20 protein-coding genes and 1 tRNA gene are annotated in these 24,656 nt (G+C 69.9%); 8 read left to right on the forward strand and 13 right to left on the reverse strand.

Features of this window, described 5'->3' with window-relative positions:
- Window positions 1-4: 4 nt before the first annotated feature.
- The 10 genes from ACWGST_RS01050 to ACWGST_RS01095 all read right to left on the reverse strand — a co-directional run bounded on the left by ACWGST_RS01050 (window position 5) and on the right by ACWGST_RS01095 (window position 14,164).
- Window positions 5-1,693, reverse strand: a complete 1,689-nt coding sequence (locus tag ACWGST_RS01050; protein WP_452044782.1) for an FAD-binding dehydrogenase — start codon at window positions 1,691-1,693, stop codon at window positions 5-7.
- A gap of 78 nt (window positions 1,694-1,771) precedes the next feature.
- Window positions 1,772-2,236 carry a globin gene (locus ACWGST_RS01055; protein ID WP_452044783.1) on the reverse strand — a complete coding sequence of 155 codons (465 nt, stop codon included), beginning with the start codon at window positions 2,234-2,236 and terminating at the stop codon, window positions 1,772-1,774.
- Window positions 2,233-3,348, reverse strand: coding sequence for a mechanosensitive ion channel family protein (locus tag ACWGST_RS01060; protein WP_452044784.1), 1,116 nt, complete (start codon window positions 3,346-3,348; stop codon window positions 2,233-2,235). Before ACWGST_RS01060 ends, ACWGST_RS01055 begins: the two co-directional genes overlap by 4 nt.
- Before the next feature lie 11 nt (window positions 3,349-3,359).
- Window positions 3,360-5,993 (reverse strand): aminopeptidase N, encoded by a 2,634-nt coding sequence (gene pepN / locus ACWGST_RS01065; RefSeq protein ID WP_452044785.1) that lies wholly within the window; start codon window positions 5,991-5,993, stop codon window positions 3,360-3,362.
- Between the two features lie 42 nt (window positions 5,994-6,035).
- A complete protein-coding gene (locus ACWGST_RS01070; protein ID WP_452044786.1) occupies window positions 6,036-6,722 on the reverse strand; it encodes a response regulator in 687 nt (228 codons plus the stop codon).
- Complete coding sequence (locus ACWGST_RS01075; RefSeq protein WP_452044787.1) at window positions 6,719-8,086, reverse strand: sensor histidine kinase; 1,368 nt, start codon at window positions 8,084-8,086, stop codon at window positions 6,719-6,721. The genes ACWGST_RS01070 and ACWGST_RS01075 overlap by 4 nt, the downstream gene beginning before the upstream one ends.
- A gap of 10 nt (window positions 8,087-8,096) precedes the next feature.
- A complete protein-coding gene (locus tag ACWGST_RS01080) occupies window positions 8,097-8,948 on the reverse strand; it encodes an ABC transporter permease (protein WP_452044788.1) in 852 nt (283 codons plus the stop codon).
- Window positions 8,945-9,856, reverse strand: coding sequence for an ABC transporter ATP-binding protein (locus ACWGST_RS01085; protein ID WP_452044789.1), 912 nt, complete (start codon window positions 9,854-9,856; stop codon window positions 8,945-8,947). Before ACWGST_RS01085 ends, ACWGST_RS01080 begins: the two co-directional genes overlap by 4 nt.
- Before the next feature lie 114 nt (window positions 9,857-9,970).
- Window positions 9,971-12,553 (reverse strand): aminopeptidase N, encoded by a 2,583-nt coding sequence (gene pepN / locus ACWGST_RS01090; protein ID WP_452044790.1) that lies wholly within the window; start codon window positions 12,551-12,553, stop codon window positions 9,971-9,973.
- Between the two features lie 126 nt (window positions 12,554-12,679).
- A complete protein-coding gene (locus ACWGST_RS01095) occupies window positions 12,680-14,164 on the reverse strand; it encodes an SDR family NAD(P)-dependent oxidoreductase (protein ID WP_452044791.1) in 1,485 nt (494 codons plus the stop codon).
- Between the two features lie 177 nt (window positions 14,165-14,341).
- Between ACWGST_RS01095 and ACWGST_RS01100 the strand changes: the two genes are divergently transcribed.
- From ACWGST_RS01100 to ACWGST_RS01135, 8 genes are all read left to right on the forward strand, one after another.
- Window positions 14,342-15,334 carry a DUF2332 domain-containing protein gene (locus ACWGST_RS01100; RefSeq protein ID WP_452044792.1) on the forward strand — a complete coding sequence of 331 codons (993 nt, stop codon included), beginning with the start codon at window positions 14,342-14,344 and terminating at the stop codon, window positions 15,332-15,334.
- 9 nt (window positions 15,335-15,343) lie between these two features.
- Entirely contained in the window at window positions 15,344-15,856 is a 513-nt protein-coding gene (locus ACWGST_RS01105; RefSeq protein ID WP_452044793.1) for a ribose-5-phosphate isomerase, read from the forward strand.
- Between the two features lies 1 nt (window position 15,857).
- Window positions 15,858-16,868, forward strand: coding sequence for an Fpg/Nei family DNA glycosylase (locus tag ACWGST_RS01110; protein WP_452044794.1), 1,011 nt, complete (start codon window positions 15,858-15,860; stop codon window positions 16,866-16,868).
- A 113-nt stretch (window positions 16,869-16,981) separates the two neighbouring features.
- A complete protein-coding gene (locus ACWGST_RS01115; RefSeq protein WP_452044795.1) occupies window positions 16,982-17,626 on the forward strand; it encodes an FMN-binding negative transcriptional regulator in 645 nt (214 codons plus the stop codon).
- Window positions 17,623-19,164, forward strand: coding sequence for an amidohydrolase (locus ACWGST_RS01120; protein WP_452044796.1), 1,542 nt, complete (start codon window positions 17,623-17,625; stop codon window positions 19,162-19,164). Before ACWGST_RS01115 ends, ACWGST_RS01120 begins: the two co-directional genes overlap by 4 nt.
- A gap of 80 nt (window positions 19,165-19,244) precedes the next feature.
- Window positions 19,245-20,792: a multicopper oxidase family protein gene (locus ACWGST_RS01125; protein ID WP_452044797.1), complete on the forward strand. Its 1,548-nt coding sequence runs from the start codon at window positions 19,245-19,247 to the stop codon at window positions 20,790-20,792.
- Window positions 20,782-22,194 (forward strand): sensor histidine kinase, encoded by a 1,413-nt coding sequence (locus ACWGST_RS01130; RefSeq protein WP_452044798.1) that lies wholly within the window; start codon window positions 20,782-20,784, stop codon window positions 22,192-22,194. Before ACWGST_RS01125 ends, ACWGST_RS01130 begins: the two co-directional genes overlap by 11 nt.
- An 86-nt stretch (window positions 22,195-22,280) precedes the next feature.
- Window positions 22,281-22,937, forward strand: coding sequence for a response regulator transcription factor (locus ACWGST_RS01135; RefSeq protein ID WP_452044799.1), 657 nt, complete (start codon window positions 22,281-22,283; stop codon window positions 22,935-22,937).
- A 69-nt stretch (window positions 22,938-23,006) separates the two neighbouring features.
- On the opposite strand, the gene ACWGST_RS01140 is transcribed toward ACWGST_RS01135, so the two are convergent.
- The 3 genes from ACWGST_RS01140 to ACWGST_RS01150 form a co-directional block, all read right to left on the reverse strand.
- Entirely contained in the window at window positions 23,007-23,735 is a 729-nt protein-coding gene (locus tag ACWGST_RS01140) for a hypothetical protein (RefSeq protein ID WP_452044800.1), read from the reverse strand.
- A 42-nt stretch (window positions 23,736-23,777) separates the two neighbouring features.
- Window positions 23,778-24,275: a Dps family protein gene (locus ACWGST_RS01145; protein WP_452044801.1), complete on the reverse strand. Its 498-nt coding sequence runs from the start codon at window positions 24,273-24,275 to the stop codon at window positions 23,778-23,780.
- Window positions 24,276-24,510: 235 nt separating this feature from the next.
- Window positions 24,511-24,584 (reverse strand) — tRNA-Gly (locus ACWGST_RS01150).
- Between the last annotated feature and the right edge of the window lie 72 nt (window positions 24,585-24,656).

Here is a 24,656-nt window from a genome sequence, read left to right on the forward strand (position 1 = left end):
GCGGTCAGCCCCGGGCGATCGCGCGCCCGGCGGCGCGCCCGGTGAAGAGGCATCCGCCCAGGAACGTGCCCTCGAGCGCCCGGTACCCGTGCACGCCGCCCCCGCCGAACCCCGAGGCCTCGCCCACTGCGTAGAGCCCCGGCACCGGCGCGCCGTTCGACCCGAGCGCACGCGAGTCGAGGTCGGTCTGGATGCCGCCGAGGCTCTTGCGGGTGAGGATGTGCAGCTTCACCGCGATGAGCGGACCGGCCTTCGGGTCGAGGATCCGGTGCGGCGTCGCCACGCGGATGAGCTTGTCGCCGCGGTAGTTGCGGGCGCCGCGCACGGCAGTGAGCTGCAGGTCCTTCGTGAACTCGTTGTCGATCTCGCGGTCGCGCGCGACGATCTCGCGTTCGATGTTCGCGGTGTCGAGTTCGGCGTCGGGCGAGAGCGCGCGCATGCCGTCGAACAACTCGTCGAGGGTGTCGGCGACCACGAAGTCGACGCCGTGCTCTTTGAACGCCTCGACCGGGCCGGGAGCGCCCGAGCCGAGCCGCTGCGCGAGCAGCTTCAGGTCTTTGCCGGTGAGGTCGGGGTTCTGCTCGCTGCCCGAGAGCGCGAACTCCTTCTCGATGATCTTCTGCGTGAGCACGAACCACGAGTGGTCGTGGCCGGTCGTCATCAGGTGCTCGAGCGTGCCGAGTGTGTCGAATCCGGGGAAGAGCGGCACGGGCAGTCGCTTGCCCGTCGCGTCGAACCAGAGCGATGAGGGGCCCGGCAGGATGCGGATGCCGTGCATCGGCCAGATCGGGTCCCAGTTGGTGATGCCCTCGGTGTAGTGCCACATGCGGTCGCCGTTGACGAGCCGCGCACCGGATGCCTCGGCGATGCCGAGCATTCGCCCGTCGACGTGTGCCGGCACACCCGAGAGCAGGTGCTCGGGGGGCGTGCCGAGGCGGTCGGGCCATGCCGCGCGCACGAGGTCATGGTTACCGCCGATGCCGCCCGAGGCGACGACGACGGCGGGTGCGCGCAGCTCGAACTCGCCGACGACGTCGCGGTTCGAGGGCTCGCCGCGGCCTGCACCGTCGGGGGCGAGTTCTGCGCCGCGGATGCCGACGACGGCTCCGCCTTCGACGACGAGCTCGTCGACGCGGTGCCGGTGGCGGAACTCGACGAGTCCTGCCGCCTCACCCGCCTTCACCTTGGCGATGAACGGCGCGAGCACGCCGGGGCCGGTGCCCCAGGTGATGTGGAACCGCGGCACGGAGTTGCCGTGCCCGATGGCGTTGTAGCCGCCGCGCTCGGCCCAGCCGACGATGGGGAAGAAGCGCACGCCCTTCTCGTGCAGCCATGCGCGCTTCTCGCCAGCGGCGAACTCCACGTAGGCGTCGGCCCAACGCCGACCCCAGTCGTCTTCGTCGTCGCGGTCGAAGCCCGCGGTGCCGTCCCAGTCCTGCTTCGCGAGCTCGAGCGAGTCCTTCACACCCATGCGGCGCTGTTCGGGGGAGTCGACGAGGAACAGCCCGCCGAACGACCAGTGCGCCTGGCCGCCGAGGCTCGCCTCCGGCTCCTGGTCGACGATCACGACGTGCTTGCCGGCGTCGACGAGCTCGGCCGCGGCGACGAGACCGGAGAGTCCGGCGCCGACGACGATGGCGTCGGCGGGCTTCTGCGTGCGTTCAGTCGCGGCGGGTGCGGGGGAGGCGGCCACAAGGACTCCTTCGTCTCGGGTGGTGAGGGGGTGCGTCGGGTGGGGTGGTGGTGCGTCGGGTGGGGTGCTGCCGGCCGGCTACTCGTCGAATGTGTTGATCATCGCGAACGCCGCCCGCTCGAGATAGTCCCACAGGGTCTCTTCGGCGAGGGGCGGCAGTTCGAGCGAATCGAGCGCGACGCGCATGTGGGCGAGCCAGCGATCGCGCGCATCGGGGTTCACCTTGAACGGTACGTGCCGTTGGCGCAAGCGGGGGTGTCCGCGCTGCTCGCTGTAGGTGCCGGGGCCGCCCCAGTACTGCTCGAGGAACATCGTGAGCCGCTCGGCGGCGGGTCCGAGATCCTCTTCGGGATACATGGGCCTCAGCACAGGGTCGTCGGCGACGCCGCGGTAGAACTCGGTGACGAGCTTCTCGAAGGTCGCCCGGCCGCCGACGATCTCGTAGAACGAGGCGCCGACCGACCCGTCGTCCTGGGTGCTGCGGGGCGGCACGTTCGCCGGGCGGGGGCCGCCGGACGCCTCGATCGGCAGTTGCTCGCTCATGATGTCCCTCCGGCCGGCGGGGCCGGCGGCTTCGGTGCGCGGGGTGCCCGCGGCTTCGTGACGGCAGCACGGGCTGCGGCCGCTCCGGTGTCGCCGGCGACGACGGCGTTCGGCGAGGTCTTCGGGGGCTTCGCGCCTTTGACGCGGGTGGCGCCGTCGAATCCGGCCAGCACGACGCTGTTCAGGCTCGGGAGCTTCACGCCCATCTCGTCGAGCGCGTGCTTGAGTCGCATGCGCAGCTCGCGAGCGACGTCGTCCTTCGCCGAGGAGCGCACTTTCATGACCACGCGGATGACGAGAGCTTCGGCCGTGATCGACTCGAGTCCCCACACCTCGGGCTTCTCGAGGATTCGGGAGCGCCACTTGCCCGTCTGGGACATGTCGGTGGCGGTGCGCAGCAGTTCGGCCTCGACCGCGTCGACGTCCACGTCGTACGGAACAGCGAGGTCGAGGATGACCCGGGCCCAACCCTGCGACATGTTGCCGACACGCAGGATCTCTCCGTTGCGCACGAACCACAGCGTGCCGTTCACGTCGCGCACCTTGGTGATGCGGATCTGCACCGCTTCGACGATGCCGGTGGCAGGCCCGAGATCGACGATGTCGCCGACGCCGACCTGGTCTTCGACGACCATGAAGAGGCCGTTGAGCACGTCTTTCACGATGTTCTGCGCGCCGAAGCCCAGACCTGCGCCGATCGCGGCTGTGAGCAACGCGAACGAGGCGAGCACCTCTTGATTGATCGTGTTGACGACGAGCAGTACGACGATGATGAAGAGCGTCACGTTGACGATGTTCGTGAGCACCGAACCGAGGGTTCGGGTTCGCTGCACGAGGCGCACGGCGGCGAGCGGTGAGGCGGTCGCCTGCAGCGCCTGGGTGTCGGTGACGTCCTGCTTCTTCTTGACGCCCGTGACGATCTGCTTGACGACACGTTCGATGACGAAATGCAGCACCCAGCGGATGAGCAGCGCGATCGCGATGATGAAGATGATCGAGATGAGGTTGCCGAGCACGTCGTCCCAGTTGGCGACCCAGTAGTCGACGATGCCAGTCCAGAAGTCACCGCTCACCGGATTGTCCTCACCTGGGGTCGCTGCGAATCCGAACATGGTGTGAAAGTCTACTGAGCCGCGCCCGAGAGCTCGCTGGCATCGCGTGCCTGCGCGGCGAGTGCCCGCTCGAGTTCATCGAGGTGCTCGGAGACGAGCCGGTGCAGCGGCGCAGGCGTCGGGTTCGCCGCGAGCCAGGTGCGGGTCATGGCCGCGAGCTCGGTCGAGACGAGCGGCGCCGGGTACAGTCGCTTCACGATGAGCGAGCCCATCGTGAAGCTCCGACTCGCCCAGATGCTCTGCAGCGCGTCGAAGTACCCGATTGCGGTGCTCGCGAGCAGTTCGGGTTGCGTCGTGCGCTGCCAGCCGTCGGCGATCGCACGCGCGAGGTCGTTCGAGAGCGAGTCGTCCGTCGCGACGCGTCGCCACGCAGCATCCTTCACCGCCTGATCGGGCCGGGCGGCACGCGCGGTCTCGGCGAGGAGCCGCCCCTTGGCGGTGTCGTCACGAGCGAGCGCCTCGTCGATCTCGTCGTCGGAGGCGGCGCCGAGCGCGGCGCGGGCGACGACCAGCTCCCAGTGCAGGTCGAGGTCGACGTCGAGCCCTGCGAGCTTGATCGAACCGTCGAGCAGGCTGCCGAGCACGTCGGCGTGCGCCGCGGTCGAGGCGATGCGCGTGAATCCCTTGACGAACTGCAGCTGGGTGTCGGAGCCCGGCTCAGCGAGCTCGGCGAGCGCCCAGACCGCGTCGCCCGCCTCGGCTGCGACGCGTTCGCGGTGCTCGTCGGCGAGGTAGCGGCTGATCGCGAGTTCGAGGCGGGCGAGCGCGAGACCACGCGCCGACGACTGCGTCTCGTGGCCGACGCTGCCGATCACGAGCCGCACGAAGTCGATCGTGGGCACTTCGGCGTCACGCAGGGCGTCCCACGCGGAGCCGAGCACCACGGCGCGTGCGACGGGGTCGGCGAGCTCGGGCAGGTGATCGATCGCGATGCGCAGCGAGTCGGGGTCGAGCCGTACCTTCGCGTACGTGAGGTCGTCGTCGTTGACGAGCAGCAGCGCCGGGCGCGCGAGTCCCACGAGTTCGGGCACCTCGGTCACCGCGCCGTCGACGTCGAGTTCGATGCGATGCGTGCGCTCGAGCCCGTCGTCGCCGAGTTCGTAGCAGCCGAGCGCCAGGCGATGCGGTCTGAGGGTCGGATGCCCCGGGGCCGCGCTCTGCTCGATGCGGGCGGCGGTGATCGTGCCCGCGTCGTGCTGGTCGAGCCCGCTCGAGACCTCGATCACGGCGCGCAGCGTGTTGACGCCCGCCGTCTCGAGCCAGAGCGCCGACCAGCGCGTGAGGTCGCGGCCGCTCGCGGTCTCGAGCTCGTCGAGGAGGTCGCGGAGCGTCGCGTTGCCGCCGGCGTGGGCGGTGAGGTAGGCGCCGACACCGCGCTGGAACGCGTCGAGGCCGACCCAGGCGACGAGCTGCTTCAGCACCGAGGCGCCCTTGTCGTAGGTGATCGCATCGAAGTTGACCTCGACGTCGGCGAGGTTCGCGATCTCGGCGACGATCGGATGCGTCGACGGCAGCTGGTCCTGCTCGGCCGCGTGGGTCTTCTCGTCGCTCGCGAACGTCGCCCAGACACCCGTGAACTCGGTCACCGCCGCGGTCGCGAGCGTCGAGGCCCACGTCGCGAACGACTCGTTGAGCCACAGGTCGTTCCACCACTTCATCGTGACGGAATTGCCGAACCACATGTGCGAGAGTTCGTGCAGCACGACGATCGCGCGCTGCTCGCGCCGCGCGTCGGAGACCCGGGAACGGAAGAGGTAGGACTCGTTGAACGTGACGGCGCCGACGTTCTCCATGGCGCCCCAGTTGTACTCGGGCACGAAGATCTGGTCGTACTTGCCGTACGGGTAGGGCACGCCGAACGCGGTCTCGTAGAAGGCGAGGCCGGCCTGCACGAGTTCGAACATGACCTCGGGTTCGGCGTACTGCGCGAGGCTCGCCCGGGTGAGCACGCCGAGCGGGATGTCGCGGCCGTCGACGCTGCGCGCGCTGCCGTGCCAGGCGGCGTAGGGGCCGGCGACGATCGCGACGATGTAGCTCGAGATGACCGGGCCGGGCTCGAACGACCACGTCGCGAAACTGCTCCCTGAGCGTGTCGAAGAGAGCTCGACCGGAGTGCTCGATTCGACGGGCTCAGCGAACGGTGACGGCTCGGGCGAGGCAGCATTGCTCAGCACCGTCCAATCGGCGGGCGCCGTGATCGTGAACGTGAACGACGCCTTCAGGTCGGGCTGGTCGAACACCGCGAACACCCGGTTCGCCTCGGCGACGGCGAACTCGGTGTAGAGGTAGCGCGCTCCGTCGACGGGGTCGACGAAGCGATGCAGGCCCTCGCCGGTGTTCGTGAACGCGGCCGTCGAGACGACACGCAGCTCGTTCTCGGCGGCGAGATCCTCCAGGCGGATGCGCGTGCCGTCGCTGGCCGTCGCGGGGTCGAGCGGGCGGCCGTTCAGTGTGATCTCGTGCACCTCGGTCGTGCAGGCCTCGATGAAGGTCGACGACCCCGGAGCCGCCCCGAACGTCACGAGCGTCTCGCTGCGGAACGTCTCACCCGTGCCCGTCAGGTCGAGGCTGATGTCGTAGCGCGGCGACCGCACGAGGCGGGCGCGTTCTTCGGCTTCGAGTCGGGTCAGATCGGCAGCGGGCATGCAGGGGCCTCCGTGGTTTCGTTGCCCCGTCAGCCTACTGACTCAGGATGCGCCGGGCATCGGCAGCAGCTCGTGCTCGTAGGCGTAGATCACGAGCTGCACCCGGTCTCGGGCGTCGAGTTTCTGCAGCACCCGGCCGACGTGGGTCTTCACCGTCGACTCCGACAGGAAGAACGCCTCGGCGATCTCGGTGTTGCTGCGGCCCTCGGCGACCGCGATCAGGATCTCCCGCTCGCGAGGGGTGAGCGCGTCGAGACCAGGAGCTTCGCGCGGTGCCGCGTCTCCGGGCAGATCGCTCGCGAAGAGCTCGATCATGCGGCGCGTCACGCGGGGCGCGAGCGCGGCCTCACCCGCGTGCACGGTGCGGATCGCGCCGACGAGCTCGGCGGGCCGCGAGTCCTTCAGCAGAAACCCGCTCGCGCCCGCGCGAATGGCGGCGAACGCGACCTCGTCGAGGTCGAACGTCGTCAGCACGAGCACTCGCGTACGCCGACCACCGCCCACGATCGCCTCGGTCGCGGCGATGCCGTCGACCTCCGGCATCCGAACATCCATCAGCATGACGTCGATCTCGTGGCGCTCGGCGAGATCGATCGCCGCGCGCCCGTCGCCCGCTTCGCCGACGACGGCGAGGTCGGGCTCGGCTTCGAGCACCATGCGCAGCCCGGTGCGCACGAGGGCCTGATCATCGGCGATGGCGACTCTGATCGGTGGTCGGGCGGGAGTCACTCGGTCTCCTTCGGGTGGGGCGGCGTCGTCTCGGCGCGGAGCACGGCGTGCACGCGCCATCCGCGCACCGGGCGGGGGCCGGCTTCGAGTGCGCCGCCGTACACGGCGACCCGCTCGCGCATGCCGACGAGCCCGTTGCCGCCCCCGGCGATCTCCGGTGCCGACGAGGTCGTGGCGGCAGGCGCCGGGGTCGCGGTGGCAGCTGCGCCCGCGCCGCCGGCGGCGGGCGCGTGGGACGAGGGCGGAGCGTCGTCGACCACGTCGACGCGCACGATGCCGTCGGCGTGGTCGACGGTGACGTCGACCCGATGCGCGGTCGCGGCGTAGCGCAGTGCATTGGTGAGCCCCTCCTGCACGATGCGGTAGACCGTCAGCTGCAGGTTCGGGTCGCCGACCGGCGCACCGATGGTCGTGAAGTGCACCGGCAGCCCTGCGGTGCGGAAGCTCTCGACGAGCGCGGGCATGGCGGCAGCGCCGGGTTGCGGGGCGAGTTCGTCGACGGGTGCGCCGGGCTCGGCGAGCACACCGAGCATGCGGCGCATGTCGGCGAGCGCCGCACGGCCGGTTTCGGCGACGTGCCCCATCGCTTCGGCGGCGCGGCCGGGATCGCGGGCCGTCGTCACGGCCGAGCCGTCGGCGAGCGTCACCATGACGGTGAGGCTGTGCGAGACGATGTCGTGCATCTCGCGGGCGATGCGGGAGCGCTCGAGCGCGGTCGCGAGCTGCGCCTGTTGGTCGCGTTCGCGGGCGAGGTCGTGGGCACGATCGATGAGCGCGTTCAGGTAGCGGCGCCGATTGCCGACGGTCACACCGACGAGGGTCGCGATCAGCAGCAGCACGGTGAACTGCGTGGCGGATGCCGCTGGCGGCGCGCCGAACGGCGTCACCGAGTCGCGGCCCTGCACGAACACGGCGAGTTGGGTCGAGATCGTGGCGACGACGACCGAGCCGGCGAAACCGATCCAGGCGTCGCGGGTCGAACGGTAGACGGCGAGCGCATACAGCGCGAAGACCATCGGCAGCACGTCGACCGAGCTGAACGGATACACGCACAGTGCCGCGATCCAGGCGACGGCCGTGAGCAGCCAGGGCCGGCTGCGCCGAACGAACACGAGCGCGGCCGCGGTGCCCACGACGCCCCCGACTCCCGCGAGGATCGCGGCGGGCGGCCTCGGTTCCGGGAGGAACCCGCCGGCGAGGGTCGCGGCGAAGGTCGGTACGAAATACAGGATCGCGACGAGCCAGTCGACGAGTCGCGGATGCCTCGCCCAGAACTGCCGGATCACCCCGGGTGGTTTCGGCAGACGAAGTTCTCCCCCGACTACCGAAGCCGGGTAGCCGGGGGAGAGCGGTGCTTCCGTCATGGACTGGACTCTACGCGTCCCGTCGCTTCAGCAGCACCGCAGCGCCGGCCATGGATGCCCCCACCCAGGCGAGCACGATCAGGAGGTTCACCCAGGCGCCGAGTTCGTCGGCGGTCGGCGCGGCCGTCGTCGACGTGAAGATGCCGAGGCCCGCGCTCGAGAAGAGGTACGGGATGACCTCGCGCGCCCAGTCGGCGGGGATCATCTGCAGCACCGTCGGCAGCAGCAGCATGACGCCGAGCACCGTGGCGATGCCGCCCGCGCTGCTGCGGATCATGGTGCCGACACCGAGCGCGAACACCGAGACGAGCGCGAGGTAGAGCGCACCGCCGAGCAGCGGCAGGAAGATCGCGGCGTCGGCGATGTTCGCCGAGACGTCGATGCCCGCGAACACGACCGACGAGACCAGGAACGCACCGAGGTTTGCGAGAAGCCCGACGACGAACGTCGCGACGAACAGCACGATCGCCTTGGCGGTGAGGGCCGGCAGCCGCTTCGGCACGGCCGTGAGCGTCGAACGGATCATGCCCGTGGTGTACTCGCCGCTGACGACGAGCACGCCGAGCACGCCGGCGACCAGTTGGCCGAAGAAGACTCCGAACACCGACGACTGCATGATCAGCGTGGACTGCTCGGAGGCGGGGGCGCCCGCCGCATCCGCTCCGCCGTTCATGCCGCTGACCATGCTGAGCGACATGATGAGCGCCATGCCGAGCGAGATCGCGATGACGATGAGGTACGACCAGGTGGTCGAGCGGAGGCTCTTGAGCTTGATCCACTCGGAGCGGAGCACGCCGCCGAACGTCAACGAGGTGGAGTGCGCGCGCTGCGACGGGTGCGCCGGCGGGGTGATCGTGGTCATCGGACTGCCTCCGTGCGGTATTCGACGGCGTCGGAGGTCAGGGCCATGTAGGCCTCTTCGAGCGACGCGCTGAGGGGAGTGAGTTCATGGATCGTGAGCTGGTTGAGGGCCGCGAGGTCGCCGATTCCGGATGCCTCGACTCCCGTCACCTCGAGCACTCCCGCCTCGGAGCGGATGACCGCGACCTCGGGGGCCGCGAGCAGCTCGGCGAGCTGCGACGAGTGCGGTGAGCGCACGAGCACGCGGGGACGCGTGCCGCCCGCGATGATGTCGGCGACCGGTGCGTCGGCGATGATCTCGCCGCGGCCGAGCACGATGAGATGGTCGGCCGTGAGCGCCATCTCGCTCATGAGGTGCGAGGAGAGGAAGATCGTGCGGCCCTCCGAGGCGAGGTGGCGCACGAACTGGCGCACCCACAGCACGCCCTCGGGGTCGAGGCCGTTGACGGGCTCGTCGAGGATGAGCGTCGCCGGGTCGCCGAGCATCGCCGCCGCGATGCCGAGTCGCTGGCCCATGCCGAGCGAGAACCCGCCGACGCGCTTGCGGGCGACGGACTCGAGGCCGGTGAGCTCGATGACCTCGCGCACGCGGCTCGCGCCGATGCCGTGCGTGGCGGCCATTGCGAGCAGGTGGTTGTAGGCGCTGCGGCCGGTGTGCACGGCCTTCGCGTCGAGCAGGGCGCCGACCTCGTGCAGTGGCGCCCGGTGCGCGGCGTACGGCTTGCCGTTGACCGTGACGCTGCCGTCGCTCGGGCGGTCGAGCCCGACGATCATGCGCATCGTGGTGGACTTGCCCGCGCCGTTCGGTCCGAGGAACCCGGTGACCTGCCCCGGGCGGACGGTGAAACTGATGTCGTTGACGGCGGTCTTCGCGCCGTAGCGCTTGACGAGCCCTTCTGCCGTGATCATGCTTCAACGCTAGAGATCGCGCGGCTCGGCGACATCCGTCTTGAGAATGGTTCAGGGCGGGCCGAGGTGGTACCGAAGTACCACTCGACCCGCCCTGAGCGGTCGTGCGAGGTTCTACTCTGCGTCGCGCGCCTGCGCGGCGAGTGCGCGCTCGACGCCGGCGACGTTCTCGACGACGAGGCGGCGCAGTGCCGGCGCCGCGTCGGCGTTGGCCGCGAGCCAGGCGTGGCTCGCATCGACGAGCTCGTGGCTGGCGAGCGGCGCGGGGTAGAGCAGGTCGACGAGCTTCTCGGCGATCGCGTAGCTGCGGCTCGTCCAGACGCCGTCGAGCATGCCGAAGTACCGCTCGATGTACGGCGCCAGCAGCGACTGGTCGTCGGCGCGCACGAAGCCGGCCGCGGTCGTGCGCACGATCGAGTTCGTCGCCGTGTCGACGTCGATGATCGAGGCCCACGCGCGCTGCTTGCCCTCGGCGGTCGGCGTCGCCGCGAGGGCATGCGCGGCCGACTCCTGGCCCGTGGCGGTCTTGTCCGAGGCGAGGCGTGCGTCGATCTCCGCATCGCCCGCTCGGCCGGCGGCGACGAGCGCGATGAGCAGCTCCCAGCCGAGGTCGGTGTCGATGTCGAGACCGTCGAGCGTGATCGAGCCGTCGAACAGGCCCGCGAGGGCGTCGATGTGCGATCCGGCCTCGGCGATCGAGGCGAACGCCTTCACGAACTGGAACTGGGCGTCGCTGCCGGCCGCGGCCTCGCGTGCGAGCTGCCAGAACCCGTCGGCGAGGGTGCGGCGGGCGTCGGCCCGGCGCTCGGGGGCGACGTACGAGCTCGCCGCGAGCTGCGCGTTCGCGAGGATGATGCGCAGCGTCGTCGACTCGGTCTCGCTCGCGATGTTGCCGAGCACGAGCTCGAGGTAGTCGCTCGCGCTCGTCTCGGCGTCGCGCACGGCGTCCCACACCGAGCTCCAGACGAGGGCGCGTGCGAGTGGGTCCTCGATCTTCGACAGGTTGGCGATCGCGACCTGCTGCGACGCCTCGTCGAGACGGATCTTCGCGTAGGCGAGGTCGTCGTCGTTGAGCAGCACGAGGTCGGGGCGGACGAGACCGACGAGCTCCGCGACATCCGTTTGCTCGCCGTCGATGTCGAGCTCGACGCGGTGCTCGCGCACGAGCTTGCCGTCGACGAGGTTGTAGAAGCCGATCGCGGCGCGGTGCGGGCGGATCGTCGGGTAGTCGGGGTGCGCCGACTGCAGCACGGTGAACGCGGTGATCGTGCCCGCGTCGTCCGTCGCGATCTCAGGGCGCAGGGTGTTGACGCCCGCGGTCTCGAGCCAGAGCTTCGACCAGGCCGACAGGTCGCGGCCGCTCGCGACCTCGAGCTCGGAGAGCAGGTCGGCGAGGGTCGTGTTGCCCCACGCGTGCTTCTTGAAGTACGCCGAGACGCCCGTGAAGAACGCCTCGATGCCGACCCAGGCGGCCAACTGCTTGAGCACCGAACCGCCCTTGGCGTACGTGATGCCGTCGAAGTTGACGAGCACGTCTTCGAGGTCGCGGATCTCGGCGACGATCGGGTGCGTCGAGGGCAGCTGGTCCTGACGGTACGCCCAGCTCTTCTCCATCGAGTTGAAGGTCGTCCACGCGTGGTGCCACTCGGTGGCCTCGGCGGTGGCGATCGTCGACGCCCACTCGGCGAACGACTCGTTCAGCCACAGGTCGTTCCACCACTTCATGGTGACGAGGTCGCCGAACCACATGTGCGCGAGCTCGTGCAGGATCGTGACGACCCGGCGCTCCTTGATCGCGTCGGTGACCTTCGAACGGAACACGTAGACCTCGGTGAAGGTCACCGCGCCCGCGTTCTCCATCGCGCCGGCGTTGTACTCGGGCACGAAGAGCTGGTCGTACTTCGTGAACGGGTATGGCACGTCGAACTTGCCCTCGAAGTAGGCGAAGCCCTGCTTCGTCTTCTCGAAGATGTAGTCGGCGTCGAGGTACTGCGAGAGGCTCTTGCGGCTGAACACGCCGAGGGGGATGACCCGCCCGTCGGAGCTCGTGAGTTCGTCGCGCACGACGTCGTAGGGGCCGGCGATGAGCGCGGTGATGTAGCTCGACATGCGCGGCGTCGGCTCGAACGCCCATGTGGCCGTCGAGACGTCTCCGGTGGTCGACCCGCCCTCTCCGCTGGTTGAGCCTGCCGAAACCGGCTCGGGCGTCGGCTGGTTCGACACGACCTGCCAGTGCGACGGCGCGGTGACCGTGAACCTGAACTCGGCCTTCAGGTCGGGCTGCTCGAACACGGCGAACATGCGGCGCGAGTCGGGCACCTCGAACTGGGTGTAGAGGTAGACCTCGCCGTCGGCGGGGTCGACGAAGCGGTGCAGGCCCTCGCCCGTGTTCATGTAGCGGCCGTCGGCGACGACGACGAGTTCGTTCTCAGCGGCGAGGTTCGGCAGCTGGATGCGCACGCCGTCGCTCACCTCGGCGGGGTCGAGTTCGACGCCGTTCAGGGTGACCGAGTGCACGGTCGCCGTGATGGCGTCGATGAACGTCGACGCACCCGCGGTCGCGGTGAATCGCACGGTCGTCTGGCTGCGGAACACCTCCGGCCCTGTGGTGACGTCGAGCACGACGTCGTAGTCGCGCACCGAGACGAGCGCTGCACGCTCCTCGGCTTCGATTCGGGTGAGGTTCTCTCCGGGCACGTCTGCTCCTTCGGCAGTCATCGACGCGGCTCGTGGCCGCAGGCAACGTGCATCAGCCTAGCTCTCGAGGCGGGCTGCGGTCATCAGGTCGGGCGGTCGAAGGGCGAGCGGATGCCGCGGCTCACGTCACCAGTCGGCGCGCGAGTAGTCCTTCAGGAACACGCCCGTGACGTCTTCGCCGGCCTCGCCGCGCACGATCGGGTCGTACACCCGCGCCGCGCCGTCGACGAGGTCGAGCGGGGCGTGGAATCCCTCCTCGGCGAGCCGGACCTTCGTGGGGTGCGGCCGCTCGTCGGTGATCCAGCCCGTGTCGACGCTCGTCATGAGGATGCCGTCGGCGAGCATCTCCTTCGCGCTCGTGCGTGTGAGCATGTTCATCGCGGCCTTCGCCATGTTGGTGTGCGGATGCCCCGGGCCCTTGTAGCCGCGACTGAACACGCCCTCCATCGCCGAGACGTTGACGACATAGGTGCGACGGGCCACCGACGCGGCCAGCGACGCCCTCAGGCGGCTCACGAGGATGAACGGGGCCGTCGTGTTGCAGAGCTGCACCTCGAGCATCTCGAGCGGATCCACGTCCTGCACGACCGCGCTCCAGCTGTTCTCGTGGTGCAGGTCGGGCACGAGGCCGCCGGCGTCGATCGCGGTGCGGTCGGCGAGCTTCGCGAGCGAGCTCGAACCGGGGGCGAGGGCGAGGGCCGTGAGGTCGTCGGCCGTCATCGTGCCGGCGAAAAGCCCCGACGAGAGCACCGGGTGGCTCGACACGGAGTCGGCCAGCGCGAGCGGGTGCGCGTCGTTCGTGTGGCCGAAGCTCACGAGCTCGGGCATCGGGCCGCCCGGCAGCGGCGAGGACTCGGCCTCGACGAGGGGCGAGTACGAACCGGGGGAGCGGCGCACGGTCTGGGCCGCGTTGTTGATGAGGATGTCGAGGGAGCCCTGCGCAGCGACGTCGTCGGCGAGCGCGATGACCTGTGCGGGGTCGCGCAGGTCGATGCCGACGATCTTCAGTCGGTGCAGCCAGTCCCCGGCGTCGGGCATCGCGGCGAACCGGCGGGCGGCGTCGCGCGGGAACCGGGTCGTGATCGTGGTGTGCGCGCCGTCGCGCAGCAGGCGCAGCGCGATGTACATGCCGATCTTCGCGCGGCCCCCGGTGAGCAGGGCGCGCTTGCCCGTGAGGTCGGTGCGAGCGTCGCGCTTCGCGTGGCTCATGGCCGCGCAACTCGGGCAGAGCTGGTGGTAGAACGCGTCGACGAGGGTGTAGCGCTGCTTGCAGATGTAGCAGGGTCGCGCCACCTGCAGCTCACCGGCGGTGCGCGCGTCGGTGCCGCTCACGAGGTCGGCGCCGCGGGTCTCGTCGTCGATGCGGGTCGGTGCGCCCGTCGCGGTCGCGGCGATCACGGCTCGGTCGGCATCCTGCACGATCTTGCGCTTGGCGAGGCGGCGGGCGACCTTGACCGCCTTGAACATCTTCGCCGTCGCGCGGCGCACGGTCTCGAAGTCGGGATCGTCTTCGTCGAGCTCGCTGAGCGTGGCCAGCACCCGCAGCGTCGTCTCGAGATCGCGCGCGTCGATCGTGGGCGCGCTGACGGAGGCGGAGGCGTCGGAGGGCATCCGGCGATTCTACGTGCCGGAACCCCTGATCACCTGTGTGTGCCGCCACCCCGTTGGTCGAGTAGCGCGTCATTCGTTGGTCGAGTAGCGACGAAGGAGCGTATCGAGACCGCACCAGGTCTCGATACGGCGCTGGCGCGCCTACTCGACCAACGGAAGCGGGGGTAGCGTGACGCCATGAGCACCAGCACCGACGCCTCGGCATCGACCGCCGACCGGTACCGTGCGTTCGCCGAGGTCGAGGCGCACGGCATGTCCGCAACCTACGAGGCCTGGGCGGCGGGCGTGGCGATGGATGCCGCGGTGCTCGCCCTGATCGACGAGCTGCCATCGCAGAAGCGGCAGCCGAACCTCGTCTTCTCATCCGCTCGCCTGCTCGGCGTCCCGAGCGGCGACTACGCGGTGTTCGCGGCGTGGTTGGCCGAACACTGGAGCGCGGTGCGCGATGTCGCGTCGACCCACGCCACGCAGACGAACGAGGCCGCCCGATGCGCTCTGCACCTACCTGTGCTCGGCGGTATCGACGGCCCGATCGCGCTGCTCGAGGTCGGGGCATCCGCCGGCCTCTGCCTCTACCCCGATCGGTACAGCTACCGCTATTCGGGGCGAAGGCAGTTCGACCCCGTCGACGGCCCGAGCGAGGTCGTGCTCGACTGCACCCTGCGCGGTGGCGTGCCCGCGCCCGTTCCCGCGGTCATGCCCGAGGTCGTGTGGCGCGCCGGCATCGACCTGCACCCGCTCGACGTGCGCTCCCCGGCCGACGTCGACTGGCTCGACGCCCTGGTGTGGCCCGAGCACGATGATCGTCGAGCGCGGCTCCACGCCGCCGCCGAGATCGCGGCCCGCACTCCGCCGATGCTCGTCCGCGGCGACCTCAACGAGCAGCTCGCCGCGCTCGCCGCATCCGCCCCCGCCGATGCCACGCTCGTCGTCTTCCACACGGCGGTGCTCATGTACCTCGACGAGGCCGGCCGCGAGGACTTCGTCCGGCAGGTGGGTGAGCTGCCCGGTCACTGGCTCTCGGTCGAGGGGCGGAGCGTGGTTCCCGGCATCCGCGTGCGCGACGACGTGCCGAACGAGCGCAGCGATCTCGTGCTCGCCGTCGACGGGGTGCAGCGGGCCTGGGCGCAGCCCCATGGGCGTGCGCTCACCTGGGCGCCGAATCCCTAGACTTGGCGCATGCGCATCCACATCGCGACCGACCACGCCGGCCTCGAATTCAGCCGCACGCTCGTCGATCACCTGACCAACGGCGGTCACGAGGTCGTCGACCACGGCCCGGCCGTCTACGACGCCCTCGACGACTACCCGGCGTTCTGCATCAACGCGGCGCTCGGCGTCGCCCGCGACCAGGCAGCCGGCGTTCGCGCGCTCGGCGTCGTATTCGGGGGGTCGGGCAACGGCGAGCAGATCGCGGCCAACAAGGTCCGCGGCATCCGCGCAGCCCTCGTCTGGAGCATGGACACGGCGATCCTCGCGCGCGAGCACAACGACGCGAACGTCATCTCGATCGGCGCGCGCCAGCACACCGTCGAAGAGGCGATCCGCTACATCGACGCCTTCATCGCCGAACCCTTCTCGGGCGACGAGCGCCACGTGCGCCGCATCGCCCAGCTCGCCGAGTACGAGACGACGGGCGACATCGCGGGCAAGGGCGTCGACGTCTCGACAGGCACGACCAGCGGGCTCTGACGTGCCCGAGGGTCACTCCGTCCACCGCATCACCCGCCAGTTCGAGCGCAACTTCGTCGGGCGCGTCGTGCACGCCTCGAGCCCGCAGGGCCGGTTCGTCGCCGGGGCCGCCGAGATCGACGGTCGGCGCATGACCGATGCCCGGGCCGTCGGCAAGCAGATGTTCCTCGGTTTCGAAGGCGACGTCTGGCTTCGCGTGCACCTCGGCATATACGGCGCGTGGGACTTCGCGGGCGAGATCCTGATGGACGCCACGATCGCCTCGGCGAACGGGCGCATGGGCCAGACGAACCAGGCGGGCACGTTCCTCGACCGCCCGAACCCCGACGCGGTCGTCTTCGACTCGGCGGGCGAGAACTCACTGCAGTCGATCGGCGCGCCCCGCAAGACCCGGCTGCGCATGTCGGAGTCCGAGAAGGAGAGCGGCGCCAACGGTCTCGACACCTTCCCGCCCGAGCCGGTCGGGCAGGTGCGGGTGCGCCTCCTCACCGACACGATCTGCGCCGACCTGCGCGGCCCCACCGCGTGCGAGGTGCTCGACCCCGCCCAGGTCGAGGCCGTCGTCGGCCGTCTCGGCCCCGATCCGCTGCTCGACGACGGGCCCGAGGCCGAGGAGCGCTTCACCCGCACGATCCTGAAGAAGGCCACGCCGATCGGCCTGCTCCTCATGGACCAGAACGTGGTCGCGGGCATCGGCAACGTCTACCGGGCCGAACTGCTGTTCCGGGCGAAGCAGAATCCGCACACGCCGGGCAAGCTCGTGCCCGAAGAGCACGTGCGCCACCTGTGGCGCGACTGGGCGAAGTTGCTGCGCATCGGCGTCGAGACCGGGCAGATGATGACCATGGACGACCTCGACCCCGAGGCGTACCGCGCTGCAATGGCCAGCCGCGACGACCGGCACTGGGTGTACAAGCGCGAGGGCCTGCCCTGCCGGGTGTGCGGCACGAACATCGTTCTCGAGGAGATGGGCGCCCGCAAGCTCTACTGGTGCCCCTACTGCCAAGCATGACCCCCACCCCCACCCCACCTCGCACCGCCGAGTGTTAACGTTGCCGACGCGGGCCGGCGTGGTAGCGACCTCACTCGCGGGCCGGCGTTAACACTCGCGGAGGGCGACCAACGATGAGACAGAACCCCAGCTTCGCACTCGCGAGCGACGACGGCCTGAAGCGCCTCGTGCGCGAGCACCCGTGGATGACGATCGTCAGCATGACGGATGCCTCGGGCCTCGTCGCCTCGCACTACCCCGTGCTCCTCGACGAGACCGCCGACGGCATTTCGCTGCTCACCCATGTCGGGCGCCCCGACGAGGTCCTGCACGAGCTCGGTCGCCACGAGGTCATGGTCATCGCGCAGGGACCGCACGGCTACATCTCGCCCGGGTGGTACGACGCGAAGCCCGCACTGCCCACCTGGAACTTCGTCTCCGCCCACATGTACGGCACGCCCGAGATCCTCTCCGACGAAGAGAATCTCCGGGTGCTCGAAGCGCTCGTCGATCACTTCGAAGACGCCATGCCAGAGCCGCGGCGCATGCGCGGAACCATCGAGAACGCCGAGTACGCCGACCGCATCGCTGCAGGCACCGTCGGCCTCCGCATCCCGATCACGCGCTTCGTCGCGAAGAACAAGATGAGCCAGAACAAGCCGGCGGAGACCGTCGAGCGCATCATCGGCGAACTCGAGGGCGACGGCCGCTACGCCAGCCCCGCGCTCGCCGCGGAGATGCGTCGTACGCACGACGAGATGCGGGCGGCCACGGCATGAGCGACGCGATCGTCGCCGGCGCGCCGGCTGGCCGAGCGGATGCCGCTGAACCCCTCATCCTCGCCGGTGTGCGACTGCCCGGCACCGAGGGGATCGTCGACGTGCACCTCGCCGACGGCCGCGTTGTCGCGGTGGTGCCGAGCGGGGAGACGCCGGGGGAGACGCCGACGAGCGGCATCCGTCGTCTCGAACTGGACGGACGCTTCGTCGTGCCGGGCCTCTACGACCGGCACGTGCACTTCTCCCAATGGGCCATGGTCTCGCGCCGTCTCGATCTCGACGGCGCGGAGTCGGCCGCGGCCGTGGCGTCGCTCGTGGGGGCATCCGTCGACCGCGGCGAGCGCGAGGTGATCGGCTTCGGCTACCGTGACGGGCTCTGGGCCGACGCCCCGACCCGCGCGGTGCTCGACACCGTCTCCGGCGACGTGCCGGTCGTGCTCGTCGCCGCCGACCTGCATGCCTGCTGGCTGAACTCCGCTGCCCTGCGCCGATACGGGGTGGAGGAACTCACCGGTGCGAGCGGGGTGCTCCGCGAAGACGACTGCTTCCGGCTCGTGCGCGAGATCGACGACGTCGCCGATGACGTGCTCGACGGCTGGGTCGCCGATGCCGCGCGCCAAGCGTCGCGCCGGGGCGTGGTGGGGATCACCGAGTACGAGATGCGGTGGAACCGCGACGACTGGGTCCGCCGGGTCGCCGGGGGAGCCGACGCGCTGCGCGTGTCGTTCGGCATCTACACGCAGCACCTCGAACGTGCGATCACCGAAGGGCTCCGCACGGGTGACGAGGTGCCGGGCTCTGCCGGGCTCGTCACGGTCGGCGGATACAAGGTCATCACCGACGGCTCGCTCAACACCCGCACGGCGTGGTGTTTCGACCCGTATCCCGGTCTCGGCGCCGACGAGCACCCCTACGGGCTCGCCACCGTGCCGTACGACGAGCTCGTGCCACTCATGCGACGCGCCCACGAGGCGGGCATCACCCCGGCCGTGCACGCCATCGGCGACCAGGCCAACGCCCGGGTGCTCGACGCGTTCGAAGCCGTCGGCTGCACCGGCTCGATCGAGCATGCGCAACTGCTGCGCCGCGACGACGTCGCCCGCTTCGCACGACTCGGCGTCGTCGCGAGCGTGCAGCCCGAGCACGCCATGGATGACCGCGACGTCGCCGACCGGTACTGGGCCGGGCGCACCGACCGGGCGTTCATGCTCGCCGGCCTCGCGGCGGCGGGTGTCGAACTGGCCCTCGGCTCCGATGCCCCGGTTGCCCCGCTCGACCCGTGGGTCGCGATCGCCGCCGCAGTGGGCCGTACCCGTGACGGGCGCGAGCCCTGGCATCCCGAGCAGGCGATCGAAGCACGCATCGCGCTCGCCGCATCGACCGGTCGGCACGGCGCCGACGTGCGCGCCGGCGGCCCCGCCGACCTCGCCGTGCTCGAACTCGACCCGTTCGCGGCATCCGTCGACGAACTGCGCGCCATGCCAGTCGCGGCGACCCTGCTCGCCGGGCGCCTCACCCACTCGTCGTCGGTCGAGTAGCGACGAAGGGGGAAAACCCCCGCACCGATTCGGCTGCGCACCGGCTGTGGCGGATTCGTGCCGCTCGCGAGGCTTGAATCATGCCAGCGACACGCCATCACCCCTCTCGCCTTCGTCGACCCCGAGCCGTGCTCGGCACCGCGCTCGCCGCAGTGGCCGCCGGGGGCCTCGTCGCGATCGCGTTCGCCGGGTGCGGCGTCGTCGGGCCCGGCCCGATCTCGACCGTCGGCGAGGTCGCCTTCGACACGCCGCTCGCGATCCCGCCGCTCGCCGAGTCGACCGTCGACGTCGACGGCACGCGGGTGTTCTCGCTCGACGCGCAGTCAGGCACGACCGAGTTCACGTCGGGCGTGCCGAGCGACACCTGGGGCTTCAACGGCAGTTACCTCGGGCCGACCCTCGTCGCCGAGCGCGGCGAGCACGTGCGCGTCGACGTCACGAACTCGCTCGACGAACCCACGACCGTGCACTGGCACGGCATGCACCTGCCGGCCGAGATGGACGGCGGCCCCCACCAGATGGTGGCCCCGGATGCCTCGTGGTCGCCCGAATGGGACATCGACCAGCAGGCCGCAACGCTCTGGTACCACCCCCACCCGCACGGCGAGACCGAGAAGCACGTCGCCAAGGGGCTCGCGGGCATGTTCATCGTCAACGACGAGCACGAACGCTCGCTCGGCCTGCCGTCGGAGTACGGCGTCGACGACGTGCCCGTCATCGTGCAGGACGCGGGCTTCTCGGCGGGCGGCGAGCGGGAGTCGACGCAGCGCGGCTACGCCGGCGGGATGGGCGACGAGCTCATCGTCAACGGCACCCGCGGGCCGTTCCTCGACGTGTCCGACGAGCTCGTGCGCCTGCGATTGCTGAACGCCTCGACGGCGCGTACCTACGCATTCACGTGGAGCGATGCGCGCCCCGTCGAGCTCATTGCGACGGACGGCGGGCTGCTCGAGTCATCCGTCTCGCTCGATCACGTGCGGCTGTCGCCCGGTGAGCGCGCCGAAGTGCTGCTGCGCGTCGCACCCGGCGAGCGGGTCGTGCTGCAGTCGAAGATGACGCCGGAGATCGCGGGACTCGTCGGACCGGTCGCCGCGACCAACGGCGGCAGTGACGCATTCGACGTGCTCGAGGTGCGCGCCGCCGGGGCGCTCACGCCGTCGCCGCCGGTGCCCGCCGTGCTCAACACGATCGACGACTTCGACGAGGCCGAGGTCGCGACGACCCGCACCTTCACGCTGGGCGACAGCTTCGAGATCAACGGACGGTCGATGGACATGGGTCGCATCGACGAGACCGTGACCGTCGACACGCTCGAGCGCTGGATCGTGGAGAACCCGAACGCCGTGCCGCACAGCTTCCACGTGCACGACGTGCAGTTCCGCATCGCATCGATCGACGGCGCGGCACCGCCGCCGGAACTCGCCGGCTGGAAGGACACGATCTTCGCCGAGCCCGAGAAGAAGTACGAGCTGCTGATGCGCTTCGAGGACTACACCGACCCCGACACGCCGTACATGTACCACTGCCACCTGCTGTGGCACGAGGACCAGGGGATGATGGGCCAGTTCGCCGTCGTCGAGCCCGGCCAACGTGCGACGATGACTGAAGGAACCGAACATGAGCACTGACACCAGCATCACCGCCACGCCGTCCGCTCCTGCAGCGACCACGGAGGCGGCAGCGAAACGCCGCGGCTACTGGTCGCTCTGGGCCACGGTGCCGCGGGAGTTCGCCTTCCTGATCCTCACGATGCCCATCGCGATCACCGGGCTGGTGGTGCTCTCGACGACGTTCTTCACCGGTCTCGGCCTGATCTTCCTCGTCTTCGGCATCTTCATCGTGGTCGCATCGCTCTTCGTCGCCCGCGGTTTCGGCACCCTCGAGCTCGTGCGGCTGCGCTGGGCGGGCCGCGCCGAGATCGTTCGACCGGCGTGGGAGCGCGGCAACCGCGAACAGGGCTTCTGGCGTTCGTTGTTCGCACCGTTCGTCGACGGGCACTACTGGCTCTACATGTTGCACGGGTTGGTGATCAACCCGATCATCAGCGTCATCTCGTGGAGCATCACGGTCGCATGGACCTCGGTGGCCCTCGGCGGCACGACCGGATGGATCTGGCAGCGCTTCATTCCCGACGGCCGAGACGACCAGGACTTCTGGCTCTACGACGTCGTCGTCGACTGGATGTTCCCGGGCAACACGCTGAACGTCGACGCGCGAGTCGGTGAGGCGGTCTTCGAGTTCGTCATCGGCGTGATCTTCCTCGCGACGCTGCCGTTCGTGTTCCGCGGACTCACCCTGCTGCACGACGTCATCGCACGCGGAGTGCTCGGAACCTGGCGCTCGGAGGCGCTCGAGCGCGAGGTCGCACAGCTCGACGCGTCGCGCGGCGCTGCGGTGCAGGCCGAAGACGCGTCGCTGCGGCGCCTCGAACGCGACATCCACGACGGCCCGCAGCAGCGGCTCGTGCGACTGCAGATGGACCTCGCCGCGATCGAGCGCAAGCTCGAGCGCGACCCCGAGTCGGCACGAGAACTGCTCGGCGAGGCCCGCGACCAGGCCCGCGAGACCCTCGACGAGCTGCGTGCGCTCTCGCGCGGATTCGCCCCGCCGATCCTGCAGGATCGCGGACTCGCCGTCGCCCTGCAATCGGTCGCGGCGCGCAGTCCGATTCCGGTGACCGTCGAGATCGAACTGCCGACGGATGCCTCGCTGCCCGCGTCGATCGAGCGCAACGCCTACTTCGTGGCCGCCGAACTGCTCACGAACGCCGTCAAGCACGCCGAGGCGAGCGGGATCCGCCTCGCCGTCGCGACGCGTGACACGGGAGCGACCGGGCACTGGCTCGACCTGTGGGTGACCGACAACGGCCGCGGCGGGGCAGCGCTCACCGCCGGACACGGCCTCGCCGGCCTCGAAGAGCGCGTGCAGGGCCTCCGGGGCATGCTCGTCATCGACAGCCCCGTCGGCGGCCCCACGACGATCGGTGCACACATCCCGTTCGCGCCGCTCGCGGGCACGCTGGTCGAGTAGGCCCGGACCACCGGTGCTCCGGTGATCGAGTAGGCCCGCCAGGGCCGTATCGAGATCCCGCAACGACCCGCCGATAGTGTGGGGGCATGACCGATCGCGCCCCGCTCCGCATCGTGCTCGCCGAGGATTCGGTGCTGCTCCGCGAGGGGCTCGTGCGGCTCTTCGACGAGGCCGGGTTCGAGACGGTGGCGGCGTACGGCGAGGCCGATTCGCTGCTCGCGACGCTCGACGAGACCCGGCCCGACCTCGCGATCCTCGACGTGCGCATGCCCCCGACCTTCCGCGACGAGGGGGTGCGCGCGGCCATCGAACTGCGGCGCCGCATGCCGAAGGTGGGCGTGCTGCTGCTCAGCCAGTACGTCGAGGGAACGTACGCCCACGAACTGCTGTCGTCGGGCGAAGGCGGCATGGGCTACCTGCTGAAAGACCGCGTCGCCTCGCTCGACGAACTCGAAGACGCCGTCGAGCGGGTGAGTCAGGGCGGCACCGTGCTCGACCCGCAGGTCGTTCGCGAGCTGCTCGCCCGGCGCAGCGACCCCCTCGAGACCCTGACCCCCCGCGAGCGCGAGGTCATGACGCTCATGGCCGAGGGCCGCACGAACGCGGGCATCGCGAAGCAGCTCTTCATCGGCGTCGGCGCGGTCGAGAAGAACGTCACCTCGATCTTCCAGAAGCTCGGCCTCGAAGACTCGGGCACCGACCACCGCCGCGTGCTCGCCGTGCTCACCTGGCTGCAGCGCTGAGCTTTGCCCGTCATGCAGCCGTGCGCGCGTCGTCGGCTCGGCCGCTCGGCCGCTCGGCCGCTCAGCCGCTCAGGCCGTGGGACCGCTGCGGAGCGGGACGTGCGTGCGCAGCACCTGCAGGTAGCTCCGGTAGCCCCGAACCATCCAGAACAGGAACGAGATCACCGCGACGACCGAACCCGCGGCGATCGACCACCCCACCGACGCGCTGAGGGCGTAGATCAGCGCACCGGTGAAGAGCCCGATGAGTGCGGTGTTCACGACGAGCATCACCATCATCGAGCTCGCGAACACCTGCGAGCGGTCGCGTGCCGCGAACGGATAGTAGGTGATGCCGATGCCCGTCTCGTCATCGCTCGTGCCCATCAGGAAGTACCGCCCGATGCCCGGGTCGAGATCGAGGTAGGCGCCGCGCAGACGATTCATCGCGAGCACGTACGCGAGATCCTCGGTCGCGGTGTTGAACACCCGCAGTTGGGTGATCACTCCGAGCAGCACGAGAAGTGCCAGCACGCCGAGGGCTGCGACTCCGAACCATCCGCGGAACCCGGTCGCGTTGCCGAGCACGCCGAGCGTGACGAGCCCCGCCGACACGAGCGTGAGGAAGATCGCGATGCGGGTGAGCACTTCGCTCTGCGTCGTCGATCGCGAGGCGAGCAGGCTCCAGTGCTCGGTGGCCAGCATCTGCGCGCGCAGCGACTTCTGCGCATCGGTCAGGGGCGGGCCGGATGCCGCGGCCGAACCTGCGCCCGCGGCATCCGCCGAAGACGAAACAGGCCCGGGTGCGTCGGCCGTCATACCGGCATTCTGCACCCGGGCCCGTCAGCCCGCCATCGCGCGTTACTTCACGGCGACGTGGGAGAAGAGGAACCAGCGGTCCTTGTCGAGCCCCTGACGGATCTCGATCACGATGTCCTGGCTCACCGGGTCGAGCTCGGCCAGGCCGTCAATCGCCTCGGCGACCTTCGCGGCCGCGATGTCGATCTGCGCGACGACGTCGGCGATCGCCTCGTCGTAGGGCTGGAACCCGAGCTTCGGGTTGACCGCACCGCTCTTCTCGGCCACCGACTTCAGGCGGCCGTCGACGGGGAGGCCGAGGGCGACGACCCGTTCGGCCGCGAGATCGGTCCACTCCTGCGCGTGTGCCACGACGACGTCGAGCAGCTCGTGCACCGCGATGAAGTTCACTCCGCGCACGTGCCAGTGCGCCTGCTTGGCGTTGACGCCGAGGGCCACGAGCTCTTGCACGACGGGAGTGAGGAACTGGGCGACGCCTGCGGCGACATCGGCGTTCGCGCCGGCGTTGAGGGTCGTGGAGGCAGTCTTGGTGTCGGTCATCGGTAAACCTTCCCTTGAACGTGTGTGCTAACTACAACGCTACGTGGGTGCCCCGATATTTCAAGGAAGGGAAGGCTCGGCTGATGCGGGGGTGACCGTCGCCACCATCATCGCGGTGATGGCGACCTCGTTGCGGCGGCGGCGGTGGCGTCGATCGTTGGTCGTCGAACCGTTGTGCGGCCGACGAGAGCGGTTGGAGAGTCGTGGACGACACGGGTGATCTACCGTGTCTCGATGGAGGGGATGACGGGAATCGAACCCGCGTAATCAGTTTGGAAGACTGAGGCTCTACCATTGAGCTACATCCCCGCGCACCCGTTCGCGGGCACTGGATCATCGTAGTACACGATGGCCCCTGTCTCGTTTCGCACGCACGCTCGG

This window comes from Agromyces sp. NPDC055520 (assembly GCF_053619715.1).